This is a genomic window from Spirulina subsalsa PCC 9445 (assembly GCF_000314005.1).
Taxonomy (GTDB): Bacteria; Cyanobacteriota; Cyanobacteriia; order Cyanobacteriales; family Spirulinaceae; genus Spirulina_A; species Spirulina_A subsalsa.
The window spans coordinates 91,182-105,309 of record NZ_ALVR01000010.1 but is presented as its reverse complement, the minus strand read 5'-3'; the positions used below and the strand labels follow the sequence as shown (position 1 = coordinate 105,309).

Annotated in this window: 13 protein-coding genes and 1 pseudogene; all 14 read right to left on the bottom strand. The window is 42.2% G+C overall.

Going from position 1 to position 14,128, the window contains the following annotated elements; translation table 11 throughout:
* Nucleotides 1-404, bottom strand: a pseudogene (locus SPI9445_RS23740) (DUF268 domain-containing protein); the annotation flags it as partial.
* Entirely contained in the window at nt 401-2,146 is a 1,746-nt protein-coding gene (locus SPI9445_RS23735) for a carbamoyltransferase C-terminal domain-containing protein (protein ID WP_017302743.1), read from the bottom strand. The pseudogene SPI9445_RS23740 and the gene SPI9445_RS23735, both read right to left, overlap by 4 nt.
* Entirely contained in the window at nt 2,139-3,017 is an 879-nt protein-coding gene (locus SPI9445_RS0100450) for a glycosyltransferase family 2 protein (protein ID WP_017302742.1), read from the bottom strand. Before SPI9445_RS0100450 ends, SPI9445_RS23735 begins: the two co-directional genes overlap by 8 nt.
* A 39-nt stretch (nt 3,018-3,056) precedes the next feature.
* Nucleotides 3,057-4,589, bottom strand: coding sequence for an oligosaccharide flippase family protein (locus SPI9445_RS23730; RefSeq protein WP_164674428.1), 1,533 nt, complete (start codon nt 4,587-4,589; stop codon nt 3,057-3,059).
* Complete coding sequence (locus SPI9445_RS0100440; RefSeq protein WP_017302740.1) at nt 4,579-5,337, bottom strand: cephalosporin hydroxylase family protein; 759 nt, start codon at nt 5,335-5,337, stop codon at nt 4,579-4,581. The genes SPI9445_RS23730 and SPI9445_RS0100440 overlap by 11 nt, the downstream gene beginning before the upstream one ends.
* Before the next feature lie 68 nt (nt 5,338-5,405).
* Nucleotides 5,406-6,209 (bottom strand): formyltransferase family protein, encoded by an 804-nt coding sequence (locus SPI9445_RS0100435; protein ID WP_017302739.1) that lies wholly within the window; start codon nt 6,207-6,209, stop codon nt 5,406-5,408.
* Nucleotides 6,202-7,341, bottom strand: a complete 1,140-nt coding sequence (locus tag SPI9445_RS0100430; protein WP_100227057.1) for a DegT/DnrJ/EryC1/StrS family aminotransferase — start codon at nt 7,339-7,341, stop codon at nt 6,202-6,204. The genes SPI9445_RS0100435 and SPI9445_RS0100430 overlap by 8 nt, the downstream gene beginning before the upstream one ends.
* A 75-nt stretch (nt 7,342-7,416) precedes the next feature.
* Nucleotides 7,417-8,643 carry a class I SAM-dependent methyltransferase gene (locus SPI9445_RS0100425; RefSeq protein WP_017302737.1) on the bottom strand — a complete coding sequence of 409 codons (1,227 nt, stop codon included), beginning with the start codon at nt 8,641-8,643 and terminating at the stop codon, nt 7,417-7,419.
* Entirely contained in the window at nt 8,640-9,191 is a 552-nt protein-coding gene (locus tag SPI9445_RS0100420) for a dTDP-4-dehydrorhamnose 3,5-epimerase family protein (RefSeq protein ID WP_017302736.1), read from the bottom strand. The genes SPI9445_RS0100425 and SPI9445_RS0100420 overlap by 4 nt, the downstream gene beginning before the upstream one ends.
* Complete coding sequence (gene rfbG, locus SPI9445_RS0100415; protein ID WP_017302735.1) at nt 9,188-10,288, bottom strand: CDP-glucose 4,6-dehydratase; 1,101 nt, start codon at nt 10,286-10,288, stop codon at nt 9,188-9,190. The genes SPI9445_RS0100420 and rfbG overlap by 4 nt, the downstream gene beginning before the upstream one ends.
* Entirely contained in the window at nt 10,288-11,058 is a 771-nt protein-coding gene (gene rfbF / locus SPI9445_RS0100410; RefSeq protein ID WP_017302734.1) for a glucose-1-phosphate cytidylyltransferase, read from the bottom strand. The genes rfbG and rfbF overlap by 1 nt, the downstream gene beginning before the upstream one ends.
* Nucleotides 11,059-11,116: 58 nt before the next feature.
* Nucleotides 11,117-12,286, bottom strand: coding sequence for a DegT/DnrJ/EryC1/StrS family aminotransferase (locus SPI9445_RS0100405; protein ID WP_017302733.1), 1,170 nt, complete (start codon nt 12,284-12,286; stop codon nt 11,117-11,119).
* A 121-nt stretch (nt 12,287-12,407) separates the two neighbouring features.
* A complete protein-coding gene (locus SPI9445_RS0100400) occupies nt 12,408-13,604 on the bottom strand; it encodes an RNA-guided endonuclease InsQ/TnpB family protein (RefSeq protein ID WP_017302732.1) in 1,197 nt (398 codons plus the stop codon).
* Nucleotides 13,605-13,666: 62 nt separating this feature from the next.
* Nucleotides 13,667-14,116 (bottom strand): DUF29 domain-containing protein, encoded by a 450-nt coding sequence (locus tag SPI9445_RS0100395; protein ID WP_017302731.1) that lies wholly within the window; start codon nt 14,114-14,116, stop codon nt 13,667-13,669.
* Between the last annotated feature and the right edge of the window lie 12 nt (nt 14,117-14,128).

Below are 14,128 nucleotides of genomic sequence, written 5' to 3'. Positions count from 1 at the left end.
GCATCCATCAAATCCACCTGCTGGAAAATAACACCTGGAATTCTGGTAGTGATCGGGCGCACGTCCAGAACCTCAATTTCCCGAAAACTAGCGACATGAGCAACAAACCCATCCACTCGTGAGCCTACATCCACATGTTTCCGAGGTGTGGCTTCATATATCCAACGTGCTACTAGCAAGTCCTGCCAAAAGTATTCGCTCTTGGTGATACCACCCTCTTCGTAGCGATCATGTAAACAGGGCATCCAGACTAGCAATCCGTTGTAGCTCTTGCGGAATTCCCACCAATCGAAAATAAAGCGCGGTAGACCACGCAGGAAACGAATCAGCCTTAGAGGGTCAATGCCGAACTGGGCAGATAGTAACCAATAAGTTTTTAATAATGACTGTTTAGCAAACGTCATATTGTTTCTCTTTTTTCCAGCAAATAATGTCCAATTGCTAAATACCGTAACCCCGAGTTGTCCATTGTATGAATAGCATCCCTTGGTGAGCAAACATTTGGTTCTCCATGCAGATTAAAACTTGTGTTTAAGACAGCACCAATTCCAGTTAGTTTTTTGAATTCGGAAATGAGTTCATAATACTCAGGATTCCACTGTTGCAGCACGCACTGGGGTCTGGCTGTTTTATCACGAGGGTGAATGGCGGCTTTCAAGTGCTGACGGGCAAGATCAGTAGTATCAAAGGTAATCACCATGTAGGGAGCAAATATTTTGTTGTGATTTACGATATACCTTGGCATATCACTATCGAGGATGCTTGGAGTGAAGGGCATCCAGAAATCACGGTTCTTAATGGAAGCATTAATTAACTCGATAGTTTCAAAGTTACTTGGATTCGCTAGAATCGAGCGATTTCCTAAAGCCCTAGCACCGAATTCCATTCTCCCCGCATATCGAGCAACGACCTCATTATCAGCTAGCAATTGCGCTACGCTACGGCTAATATTTTCTGGGCGACGGATTAAGTAGCGTTGCTCAACTTTTGAATTAATCAATTCCTCTTCAATATCTTGCTCAGAATAGGTCATGCCTAAATATAGGTCTTCAAATGGCTTGAGCTTACTGGATTTAGTTGATTGCATAGTTCCCCAATAGGCTGCGCCTATGGCTGTACTTTCATCTGCTGCCGATGGCATAACAAAGTACCGATCCATTTCAACCTGCTGCAAAACCTTCTGGCAAGCCTTAACATTCATGAATACTCCACCTGATACGGCAACGTTGCGAATACCTGTTTTTTCTGTCCAGTAGCGAATCCATTGGATAATTAGTTCTTCCACTAATGCCTGAATCGCACCAGCTACGTTATCGAATCGCTGGTGAAGAATTATCGAATCTAGCACTCTCGTTAATGCAGTTGGCGGATACTTGGAGACAAATTGGCCAGTTTCGTCAATCCAGATTAACTGACGAAGTTTATCAAGGATTGACTTGTAGTATTTCTCAGATGAATAAGGGGCGAGACCCATGACTTTGAATTCATGTTCTCCAGCTTTCATGCCAAGGAGTGCTGTAATCGCTGAGTAGAAATAGCCTAACGAGTTTCGGTGGTCTGTCTTTTGAATTAGCTCAAGTTTTTCTCCAGAAATCCTACTTACTGTAGCTGAAACATAGTCTCCCACTCCATCTAAAGTAAAAACTAATGCTTGACTCCAGTCCTGGATATGCGGAAACACACTGTAGGCATGAGCGGCATGATGCTTCATAAAACGAATTTTTTCCGGTGGCAATCTAGTTGCAGAACTCCAATACTCAAGACTTTCTTTGTACAAAGACTGATTTTTTTCAGTGACACTTCTAGCTTTCCACTGTGAAAGCTTCCACATAAGTTCTGATGATTGAAATTTACCAGCATTTTTGATTTCAGGCGATAAAAAATAGCCATATTGAAAAGGTTTAAATTGATGCTGTTTTAAAAATAAATATCCGTGAAGAGATTGCTGAAATAAAGTAGCTGATTCAACAAGGTTTGGCTGGCAGATGTTTTCATATATGTAAGCTAGAGTTTTTTCTGGAAACCCAGTGGAATTCTTGATTCGGTTTAGCCGCTCTTCGCTTTGGCAAAAGATCAGTTTGCCATTGTGGACTACTGCAACTGTTGCATTATGCCCGTAGTGAATGCCAAGAAAGAAGTTAGTCATGATTAAGTTTAGTTCTTACTGGTTCGCAAAAATATTTCCTAGCCGAGTGTTTCTTAGGATAACCAAACAGTTTTCTAACTGGCCAACTTAGCTTCGGGATGTGGATAAATGTATAGAGTAATGAAAAGTAAACTGCATAACCCAATGGTAAATATTCATAAGATTTTTTGTACCAAACCAAAAAATGATTTTTCATCAATTGATTATCAACATTCTCCACACTGGTTTTAAAGCTGTAGATGTTACGATAGCTAACATTGGGAACATCAACCACTGAACCCAAAGACAATAAATATAAAATCAAAAACTTTTCAGGTGTTGATACGTTTCTTTCAAATTTAAAGTTACGCATATATGAGGTTCTAAACATTCCATACATCAAATTATCTGTTATGTCTGTAGTCAAATATCTTGTAAGTCTTTTGAAGAGCGAACCCTGTAAACCATATGGAGGCTCATCTTTTATAAAGATTTTTCCAATACCATCTACATATTCTACATCTCCGATAGCCAAAACACTATTTGGACTACTCATCAATGCAGACACATAGTTAGAAATTAAATCTGGATCGTTATAATCATCATCATCACAAAACCAGATACAAAACTCACCATTAGCATTTCTTAAAATAAATTCAAAATTGTAGGTAGCACCTCGATTCTGATCGTGCCGATAGTATCTAATTTTAGGGTTTGTTGAGTAGCTTTTAATAAGGGTATTAATTTCAGTTTCTGGTTCTGTACAGTTATCTGCAATCAATATTTCAATATTCTCATAATTTTGTGCAAGGGCACATTCAATTGTATGCTGCAAGCCTTTTACTCTGTTGCAAGTAGGTATTCCAATAGTTACTAAAGGATTAAAGTTCATTTCACTTTTTTAAAGCTAATTACTTTCAGGTTTAACAAATTATCTAAAAAATTTTAGAATCATAAAGTGATTCACAATTGAATCTCTCAGCAATTTTGCAGAAGCAAAACTTACCCAAAAACTAGCAAATGAAAGAAATAGAATGCTCATTAAATTAATATATTTATTACTGATTGAATTTGGCCATATCAAAAAACAAACAAGGTTTAATAAAAATACTAGCAGAATTGGCTTTACAATTGATTTCAATCCCCAATCATAAAAAGAGACTTTAAAATATTTATTCAATGTCAAACTCAAAAATATGTGTAAAACGAGGCTAATTAATGAAGATAAAACTGTAACAAGTGCAGTGCCAATCAAGCCAAAATTTGAAGTAACTACCAGTAATATCGGTAAAGTAAAAATGATATTAGCTATATTAATGTAGACACCAATACTGGGTTTTCCGTAAGCAATCTGCAATTGGTAAAGCATCCATGTAGGACTGGATATTAGGATACCTGATGCTAGTATGGAAACTATTAGACCAGTCATGCTTGCAAGTTTTTCATCACCAGACCAAATGAAGATAATATTCTTCCCTTGGAATATCAAAATGATTGCTATTGTTCCTAAAAAAACGGATACCATCTGTGATGATTTTAAAAATATGAGTTCTAATTCACTCTTTTTATTTTTTGCTATAAGTTCTGCAAAGCGTGGAAAGACGGCTTGATTGACCGGTCCTAACATGACTCCTAGTATCCCAATCACTGTGTTCGCTAAGGAGTAATACCCTAAATCGCTTAATGGGAGATATCTGCTAATCAATATTTTATCTGTTGCACTTAGCAGTAACCCTGTCAAGGTTCCAGTTACCATTCCCCCTGCAAACCGCCACACGGATTGTAGAGAATCAATCGAGAAATGCCCTCTCCGAACCCCCCTAGGTAAACTGCTGTAGGTTGTAATTGCCAAAATCATAAGCGTGACGACCGAAACCACCGCTTGCCAAAGAAAGAATGCTTTGATGGTAGGTGACACCCATATCAGAATCCCCACAGACCCCAGACCGCGTAAGGTTGCCATGATGCTGTTTACAACATTAAACAGCACCTGTCGCTGTAGACCGATAATAGCGCTACGGTAAATGCCCTCGGCGAAACGCAACGCAGTAACAAACCCCATGATGGTAAAGGCTTGGGCGACAACATCTACTGGGATAGCTTCGGCTTTAAGCCAAGAACTAGCAATCCAGTGCGCTCCTATGGCAATGCTTCCGGCGATTAATAGGGCAATGCCTAATGCGATCATCTCAATGCTCCGCAGTAAGTCGCGAATTGACTCATTACTGTGACCACCACCAGTAAAGCGAGCCATCTCACGGCCAAGAGTAGGTGTCATCCCCATATCTAACAAACCTAGCCAAGCCTGTAGCACAGCAAACAGACCAATCAATCCATAAGCTTCAATCCCCAGGTACTTAATGTACTGGGGAATGAAGGCCAGCCCCATCAGCGCGACCCAACCTTGTCCAATATAGTTAGCAATGAGATTCCGTTTCAGTGTCATTGGTGGATTAATGGACACGCTTTAAGTACCCGTCAGGAGCGACGGTAATGAGTAGCTTGTGCTGAATGCTTTTATCAATTTCAAATTCGGGGTGGGTTTTGAGATATTCCCAAACGGCAGTTTTGGGGTTATTACCTACTGCCCAAGGTCTGTCAGAAAACATATCATCAGGTAAATCTTCGATTATGGTGTCGAATACCACACAATAGCTGCCGACTGAAACCAATGGCGCATAGGCTTCTAATTCAGCCAGAACATGATTGTGAGTGTGGTTGCTGTCCAGGCAGACTAAGATTTTTTTCTTGTTAGCAGCTTTCGCTTTTACTTGCTCAATGATTTCAGGGTCAATGCTCGAACCTTGAATCATTGAGATGCGCTTAAACATAGGATGAGCCTCTATAGCCTCTCGATTGTGCTGACGAATGTCAATATCTAGACCCAATACTTCAGCATCTTGAGATCCGCCGCAAGCAGCATTAAGTTCTAACATAGAGGCAGAAAAAATCAGCGAGCCCCCGTGAGCAATGCCAGTTTCGATAATCAGGTCAGGTTGAATTGACCAAATTAACTCGTGCATGGCGAGGATATCAATCGGCGTTTGAATAATTGGCCGACCCAGCATACTGAAGTTATACATATACTTATGCTTGAAAGCACGTGCAAGCCAATGTAGAGAAATGTTATGCCATTCCTTGTCCTTGCTGTAAGCATTAATTGCCTGCTCTCTCTCATGTTGAAAAGCTTGCATGGGATTTGATTCAATCATGGTCTGAACCTTTATTAACTATTTTTTCTCTCAATCAATCATAGTATTGTGCGTAGAGTGCAAAATGGTTATGCAATAATACCTGCAACTTTGCGGAGGCTAATCAAATCCTCCTTATGAAGTTGTTTGGCAAGCTCCCATTTTACAATTTCAGGAATCACTTCAACTCTAGTATTTTCAAAATCAATATAAGCACACTCATAAGGTGGATAAAAAAATGCTCTAGCTATTCGCTGGATAGTGTGTTGATCTGCGTCAACTGGAATTCTTTTAAGTTTTTCAAAATCTTTTTTCTTTAAGTAACGCATTCGGGAAGGATCTTGGTTTATCTTCGGTAATTCTTTGCAATCTTCCACCATAGTCATGAATTCTTTAAACAAAAGAATCATTTCTTCTTGAGATTTTTGTTCTAATGAAACTGCTGTTTCTTTTTCTGGATCAATCTGAAAACGATTGACTTTGAGCAACGGCCCCGTATCAAAACCTTCATCCATATGGTGACATGTACAGCCATACTCTGAAGCACTTTCAAGAATCGCTAAATTATAAAAAGCCCATCCACCATATTCTGGAAGCGGACCTGCATGAAAATTTACCGCCGCTTTCTTAGCCAAAGACAAAGTGGTTTTTGTTACTTTGTCTCTAAACATATAACTAATTACCAAATCTACTTTTTCAGATTCTAATTCATCCTGAGTAAGAACACTCAGTTTTTGTTTTTGTGCAAAATCCTTTAAAGTATCGCCAGTGATAAAGGAATGTGAACCTGATGGAACAACAGCTTTAACTTCCCAGTTGCTCTGTAGCATTAACTGAAGGGCTACAATTGCACCGGGCTTGGATCCTAATAGAATGACAGTTGGCTTAGACATTTGACTTAGTTTTAAAAAAATCCACAATCATATTTGCAATATATTCGACTTCTTGCTCCTTCATCATCGAATGTAAAGGAAGCGATAATATTTGGCTACCAATCAAATTAGTCACTGATAAATCTCCTTGGCGGGCATTGGACAGTAAGCTAAACCAATGTCCAGGTTGCCAATGGATTCCAGTATCAATACCGTGCTTTTTCAGCCAATCGCGAAGTGCTTGTCGATCATCGGCAGGAACTCTAATGTAGTAAAGAAAAGGGGTGACATCTGTAAAGTCAGAATTAGGAGTTTTTATATGTTCCACCCCAGACAGTAAGGTGTTGTATAAGCAGCAAGCTTTTTGTCGAGACTTGGTTATCTCGGGCATTTTGGAAAGTTGAGACAAACCAATAGCAGCATGCAAATTAGCCATGTGGTAACGAAATCCCAAGCGATTAACATCATAAGTCCATGCTCGTTGATTACCATACATCACGCTTGCTGGTTGTCCCATACCAATTAACCGCATCTCATGAAGAATTTCAACTTCTTCCTGCGTTTTCACAACTAATGCACCACCATCAATACATGTAATAGTTTTCACAGGATCAAAACTAAACATACAAAGGTCAGAAAACGTGCCTATTTTTTGACTTTTGTAATATGAGCCGAAGGAGTGTGCTGCATCGTGAATTACACGAATCTTATAACGATTGGCCAAGTCAGCAACGGCCTCATGATCTGCTAGACAGCAATCATAATCCATAGAAATTATGGCTTTAGTTTTTGGATTAATTAATTCCTCAGCTTTTAAAACATCAATACATAAAGTATCTTCACGAATATCGCAAAAAACAGGGTTAGCACCAACCGCTAAAATAGCTTGAAAATCAGCAATGTTGTTGAATGATGGGGTTATAACTTCGTCACCCGGTTGCAGTCCAATGAGCATCATTGCTAGATGCAAGGCAGAGTGACCAGTATTAACAGCTACTACATATCGGTCATCAGCACCAATAAAATTTTTTAACTCTTCTTCAAATTTACCAACGTAACCTCCCATACCCAACCATCCCAGTTGTAATGATTCAACTGCCGCTTGGATTTCTTCTTGTTCAATTAAAGGTTTAAATACAGGAATTTGTTCCATATTTTTTGGGTTTAACATATGTGAATTTTCTTGATCTACTATAACAATATTTTTTTGTAGGTAATGCTCTGTTTTTTATATTAGTTGTAATTGGGGAACTGCCGTTACACAATTTCCACCCCATTCGCGAATATATTCAAGTTGAACCATAATTTCTTTTTTTAAATTCCACGGCAAAATAATTACATAATTCGGTTTAGTATTTTTGATATAGCTTTCTTCCACAATCGGAATTCGACTCCCTGGCATAAACTTCCCCTGCTTCGCTGGATTACGATCCACCACAAAGGGAATTAAATCAGGACGAATTCCTGCATAATTCATTAGGGTATTTCCTTTCGCCGCAGCCCCATAACCTACCACAATCTTGCCTTGCCGCTTTGCTTCCAACAAAAAAGCTAAAAAACCATTCTTGACTTGATTAGCCTTAGTCTGAAAATTAACATAATAGTCAGCTTTAGAAATCCCAAGTTGCGACTCTCGATGTATTAACTCCTTGACGCGATCGCTCACAACTTGTTTCCCATAATCCTGGCGTTGAGCAAAGACTCTCAAACTACCACCATGAGTTGGGTGTTCTTCCACATCAAAAACACTTAAACCATTAGCAGAAAATATGTGCTTTACTGCCGTTAGCGACAGATAGGAAAAATGCTCGTGATAGATGGTGTCAAATTGGATTTCTTCAATCAATCTCACCAGGTGGGGAAACTCAAAGGTTGCTACTCCTTGGGGCTTAAGCAGTATAGCAAAACCTGCAACAAAATCATTGATATTCGGTACATGGGCTAAGACATTATTTGCAACAGTCAAATCAGCCTGCTTTCCTTGACTGGCCAGATTTTTAGCCAGGTCAGTCCCAAAAAACTGTTCCACAATCGGAATTCCCTTGCCACGGGCTGCGGCTGCGGTACTGGCTGTGGGTTCAATCCCTAAACAGGGAATACCACGCCCCTGAACATATTGCAACAGATAACCATCATTCGCTGCCACCTCAACTACATAACTGTCTTGATTCAGTCCAAAACGCTCAACCATCTCAGCTACATAGCGATCGCAATGAGCCAGCCAACTGCTGGAAAACCCACTGAAATAGGCATAGTCAGCCTCAAACAATTCATCCGCTTCGGCAAAATCTTCAGTCTGTACCAGCCAGCAGGATTCACAAACTAACACGCGCAAAGGAAACCAGCGTTCTGGAGCATGAAGTTTTTCCTCAGTGAGATAGGCATTAGAAGGGGGCGCACTGCCTAAATCCACCAAAGGCAGTTTTAATTCCGAACCACAATGACGACATCTCATAAGACCACCCCCCGGAAATCTTCCGATAACAATGGATGAGAGGAATCCCGAGTGGAAACATCTGTAACTTTCAAAGGCCAGGAAATATTCAGCTTAGGGTCACTATAGCGAATTCCACCTTCAGATTTGGGTTCATAATATGCTGTGTGCAAATAAAGCAACTCACTCCCTGCTTCCAAGACTTGAAATCCGTGAGCGCACCCTTGAGGTATCACCATCATGTAGGCATTATCCGCAGATAATTCGGCTTGATAGCATTTCAAGAAAGTGGATGAATCTTGGCGTAAATCCACAGCTACATCCCAAACTCGCCCTTTAAGACAACGGATCAGTTTCATTTCAGCATGGGGCGGATATTGAAAGTGCAGCCCTCGGATTGCCCCAACTGCTTCTGTGCGAGACACATTTACTTGACAAATTGTTTCCCCTTGCAAGAGGGAATCAAGCTCGCGATCGCAAAATGCGCGATAAAAACTACCCCGTTCATCCTGAAAGGGTGTCGTTTCAACAAGATAAACCCCTTGAATAGGCGTAGCAACAATTTTCATAGGGCAGAGACCACAGTCGATTGGGTATCTTGATAGGCAGCGATTTGGGATAAAGAATATTCCCGCATATCTTGCCCTCCCAACCAAGCCTGATGCCAATCAACCGTAGCTTGGAGTGCCTGTTTTACAGACCAACAGGGTTGCCATCCTAGCTCAGTTTTAACACGAGTAATATCCAACCTCAATAGCCCAGCTTCATGGGGATGATTTTCGCAAGCGTCTATGTCAACCCCTGCATTTTTACCCCAAAGATGAGCTAGGGTGGTGGCGACTTCCCCTACAGTAGCATCCCCTTTGCCATCTGGCCCAAAATTCCAAGCACAAGCATAACGAGAGGCTTCGGGACTCAGAAGATTTTCAGCCAGAAGTAAATAACCGGATATAGGTTCAATCACGTGTTGCCAAGGACGGATGGCATGGGGAGAGCGTAATTTCACGAACTTTCCTTTTTCAAAAGCTCGTAAGCAATCAGGGACTAGGCGATCAACCGCCCAATCACCACCCCCAATCACATTACCTGCTCTAGCTGTAGCAATTGCAACTTGATGCTCTAAATAATTATCAACATTAAAAAACGAATTACGGTAAGCCCCTGTCACCAGTTCAGCACAAGCCTTGCTACTACTATAGGGGTCATATCCGCCGAGGGGTTCAGTTTCTCGATAACCCCAAACCCACTCACGATTTTCATAACATTTATCGGAAGTAACATTGACAACAACCCGCACTCCCTTGATTTGGCGCACGGCTTCTAGGAGATTAACCGTACCCATAACATTGGTGGCATAGGTATCGACAGGGTTTTGGTAGGACTCTCGGACTAATGCTTGTGCTGCCAAATGAAAAACAATCTCTGGCCTAAAATCAGCCATGACTTCCTTTAATCTGGAGAGTTCTCGGATATCTCCCATAACCGAAGTCATGCCCTCTGCCACTCTAGCCAATTGAAACAAATTCGGGTGAGTAGCAGGTTCCAAAGCATAACCAACGACGCTCGCCCCGAAAGATTGCAGCCACAAAGCCAACCAACTCCCTTTGAAACCCGTATGCCCTGTGACGAAAACTCTTTTCCCCTGCCAAAAGCTAGTCGGATTCATTACCACACCTTCCAGGGCGCTTGTCCAGAACGCCACAATTCTTCCAATATATTTCTGTCTCTCAGGGTATCCATTGCCTGCCAAAATCCATAGTGATTAAAAGCGGCTAATTGATTTTTACTGGCTATTTCTTGCAATGGACCACTTTCCCAACTGGTCATATCCCCTTCGATAAAATCGAATACCTGGGGTTCCAACACAAAATAGCCACCATTGATCCATCCCCCGTCCCCTTGTGGTTTTTCCTGAAAATTCAATACTCGCCCTTGTGGATCAATATTTAATGCCCCATACCGACCAGGTGGTTGTACGGCTGTAATTGTTGCCCATAAGCCGTTTTTCTGGTGAAAGTTAATTAATTGGCTAATATCAATGTCACTGACTCCATCGCCATAAGTAAAGCAAAAAGTTTCATTTCCTACATAGTCTTGAACTCGTTTCAATCGCCCACCAGTCAGAGTATTTTCCCCTGTATCTACAAGGGTTACTCGCCAGGGTTCAGTATGTTTATGATGTACTTCCATTTGATTGGATTGCATATCAAAGGTGACATCAGACATATGTAAAAAGTAGTTAGCAAAATATTCTTTAATTACATAGCCTTTATAACCACAACAAATAATAAAATCATTCACTCCATAAGCGGAGTAACACTTCATAATGTGCCAAAGAATGGGGCGCTCTCCAATCTCTACCATTGGCTTTGGTTTGAGATGCGTTTCTTCACTCAGGCGAGTGCCATATCCTCCTGCTAAAATAACTGCTTTCATAATATTTTATTTTTATATTTCTTGATTAGGTTGTAAATTCATATCTTTTTTCGTTAGACTATTTATCTACAACCAATGATTTTTCAACCACTTTCAAAATGCGCTCAATAGTAGATTTCTCTAACTCCGGCCAAATGGGTAAACTCAACACCTCAGTCCCCAACAAATCACTCACTGGCAGCTTGGGATACTGCCCCTGATAAACAGGTAACTGGTCTTGCGGCACAGGATAATAAATCATCGACCCAATCCCCTGCTCACCCAAATACTCCTTCACTTTCTCCCGCTTCCCATCCAACACCCGAATCGTGTACTGGTGAAACACATGACCATCAGCCAACTCTGGAGTAATAATCCCCGCAACATCCGCTAACAACTCATTGTAAGTTTGCGCCACCCTACGTCTCCCCTCATTCCACTGCTCCAAATAAGGCAACTTCACCCGCAAAATCGCTGCTTGTAACGTATCTAACCGGGAATTATACCCCAACATCTCATTGTGATACTTCTTCCTCGCCCCATGCACCCGCAACATCCGCGCTACTTCCGCCACTTGGTCATCATTGGTGACAACCATACCCCCATCCCCATAAGCCCCCAAGTTTTTAGAAGGGAAAAAGGAATAAGCGCCCACATCTCCAATAGTCCCCGTAAATTTCCCTCGCAATGCCTCCCGCGAGGATTCCTGACAATGACCATCACAAGAGGAACAAGTTCCCCAATATCTGGCACCAAAGGATTGAGCGCAGTCTTCAATCACCTTTAAACCATGTTCTTGGGCAATCTCCATAATCTGCCCCATCGCGGCGGGTTGCCCATAGAGGTGAACAGGCATAATCGCTTTAGTCCGAGGGGTAATTTTCCCTTTAATCTCTTTGGGGTCAATATTGAAACTTCTGGGGTCAATATCCGCAAAAACAGGTTTTGCCCCCACATGGCTAATGGATTCAGCCGTAGCGAAAAAAGAAAAAGGAGTAGTAATCACCTCATCCCCTTCCCCAATTCCCAACGCCCTTAAACCAATCACCAGCGCATCCGTCCCCGAATTCACCCCAATGGCGTGCTTCACCCCCAAATAAGCCGCTACCTCCTCCTCAAACAGCTTCACATCAGGTCCCATGATAAACTGACCTGACTCTAAAACGCGGTTGATTGCCGCTTGAACTTCGTCTTTGATTTGCTCGTACTGGGGCTTGAGGTCTAAAACAGGAATTTTAATTGGGTTCATGTTGCTGGGCTTAGTTTTGGTGTCAATTGCCTGATATCAGAAAACTGGGATTCCCCTAAGAAACCTCTTAATTATTTTCAAGTCGGAAAAAATTCTGCATGTGAACTACCGCTCATCATCGCTACGCGATAGATGAGCGGCTTCCTTGTTCAACAGGAACCGCATCTAGCAGAACCAAAGTCCTACCAGACGACTTACGTTCCCTCCCAAAGGCAGTAGAGCGGGTTCCCAACTCCAATATCCGCAAGGCTTCGTTTTTGATGTTGATCGCCGCGTTAAGATCACGGTCATGCACTGTGCCACAATGCTCGCAACTCCAACTGCGAACCTCCAGAGGCAAGTTACCCACCTGATTAAGACATACATGGCAGGTTTTGGAGGAAGGAAAGAAACGGTTAACTTCGATATATATCTTGCCTTCCCCTTCCGCCTTGTATTTCAGCCTTGTGCAGAACATCCCCCAACCACAGTCGCTAATGGCTTTGGCGAGGTTGGGATTCTTCACCATACCTTTAACATTCAGATTTTCTACAGCAATCACTTGGTTTTCGTTGACTATCTTGCGGGATAGCTTGTGTAGAAAATCCTCACGGCAACGAGCGATTCGGCTGTGAACGCGAGCGACTCGTTTTCTCGCCTTCTCCCGATTTTTACTCCCCTTCTGCTTCCGAGAAAGATTTTGCTGCTTACGCTTTAGGTTGCGAGAGTGCTTGGCTAGGTGCCGGGGATTATCAAACTTCGAGCCGTCGCTGGTGACCACGAAGTGCGTTAGACCCAGATCAAGCCCGATAACCTTTCCCTCGGCACTAGGATTTGGCTGTTCGCAACCATCGTCAACCAGGATGGATAGGTAGTACTTCCCATCTGGGTTAAGGGAAACAGTCGCGGATTTGATCTTCCCCACCACTTCTCGGTGCTGCCGACAGTACAGCTTCCCCACTTTCCCGGGGAGTTTAACGTAATCTCCTTCGAGTTTGACGTTCTGAGGGTAAGTGATTGCCTGACGCTCCTTCTTGGATTTGAAGCGTGGTAGCCTAGCCCTACCCTCAAAAAAGTTCTTATAAGCAGTTGACAAGTTTTTAGCGACAACCTGCAAGCACTGGGAGTATGCGTCCTTAAGCCAAAGATTTTCTTCCTTCAGGTTAGGAAGCAATCCCTTAATCGTGAAGTACGATAACCCTTTGCCAGTGGTTTGGTAGGTTTCTTGGCACAAGTTCAGAGCATAGTTCCAGTACCAGCGACAACAGCCAAAGCTTTTGGCGATGGTGAGCTTCTGCTCTTCGGTTGGGTAGGCCCTGAACTTGTATGCACGAAACACTTATATATTTTGGATATAGATGCCGTTATTCTAGCATAGAACTGTCGCAATTCATCCCCGATTCACCTGCGGTCGAATCGGGGATGAATTGCGACGTATGCTAAACTTTGTTCCCAAGTATAGGGGCAGGATTCCGGAAACTGGGCGTAGGATAAACCCGTTTCACGCACAGCGAGGTCTAGCCCACTTTGATAAGCTAACGCCAGCGCTTCTTGCAAATAGGGTTTAAGACTAGGATTTTCTTGTAATAGCGTCAGAATTTCACGCCTTTGCTCTCGAATCGTCGCCAACCAGCTATTTCCCCTTAATTCAGACTGGTACTGCCATTTGAGTAAATATCCCAACAAAATCCCTAAACGATTTCTCAGTTCCTGCCGTTCTCGTCTTCCCAATGCTTCAATTTCCTCTAGCAAATTGGGTAAGTCTAGCCGTTCCCATTGATGTTGTTTAAGGGCTTCTGCTTGGTGTTGGGTCCAAGCGTAAAAGTCTGTCTCATAAAGATTCATCGCCATCAATCCTCTATA

What these genes read in the sequence shown, in the direction of transcription:
- rfbF (WP_017302734.1), bottom strand. Translation starts at nt 11,058, where the DNA reads ATGAAAGCAGTTATTTTAGCAGGAGGATATGGCACTCGCCTGAGTGAA.
- SPI9445_RS0100435 (WP_017302739.1), bottom strand. Translation starts at nt 6,209, where the DNA reads ATGTCTAAGCCAACTGTCATTCTATTAGGATCCAAGCCCGGTGCAATT.
- rfbG (WP_017302735.1), bottom strand. Translation starts at nt 10,288, where the DNA reads ATGAATCCGACTAGCTTTTGGCAGGGGAAAAGAGTTTTCGTCACAGGG.
- SPI9445_RS23735 (WP_017302743.1), bottom strand. Translation starts at nt 2,146, where the DNA reads ATGACTAACTTCTTTCTTGGCATTCACTACGGGCATAATGCAACAGTT.
- SPI9445_RS0100420 (WP_017302736.1), bottom strand. Translation starts at nt 9,191, where the DNA reads ATGAAAATTGTTGCTACGCCTATTCAAGGGGTTTATCTTGTTGAAACG.
- SPI9445_RS0100405 (WP_017302733.1), bottom strand. Translation starts at nt 12,286, where the DNA reads ATGAACCCAATTAAAATTCCTGTTTTAGACCTCAAGCCCCAGTACGAG.
- SPI9445_RS0100440 (WP_017302740.1), bottom strand. Translation starts at nt 5,337, where the DNA reads ATGATTGAATCAAATCCCATGCAAGCTTTTCAACATGAGAGAGAGCAG.
- SPI9445_RS0100395 (WP_017302731.1), bottom strand. Translation starts at nt 14,116, where the DNA reads ATGGCGATGAATCTTTATGAGACAGACTTTTACGCTTGGACCCAACAC.
- SPI9445_RS0100430 (WP_100227057.1), bottom strand. Translation starts at nt 7,341, where the DNA reads ATGGAACAAATTCCTGTATTTAAACCTTTAATTGAACAAGAAGAAATC.
- SPI9445_RS0100450 (WP_017302742.1), bottom strand. Translation starts at nt 3,017, where the DNA reads ATGAACTTTAATCCTTTAGTAACTATTGGAATACCTACTTGCAACAGA.
- SPI9445_RS0100425 (WP_017302737.1), bottom strand. Translation starts at nt 8,643, where the DNA reads ATGAGATGTCGTCATTGTGGTTCGGAATTAAAACTGCCTTTGGTGGAT.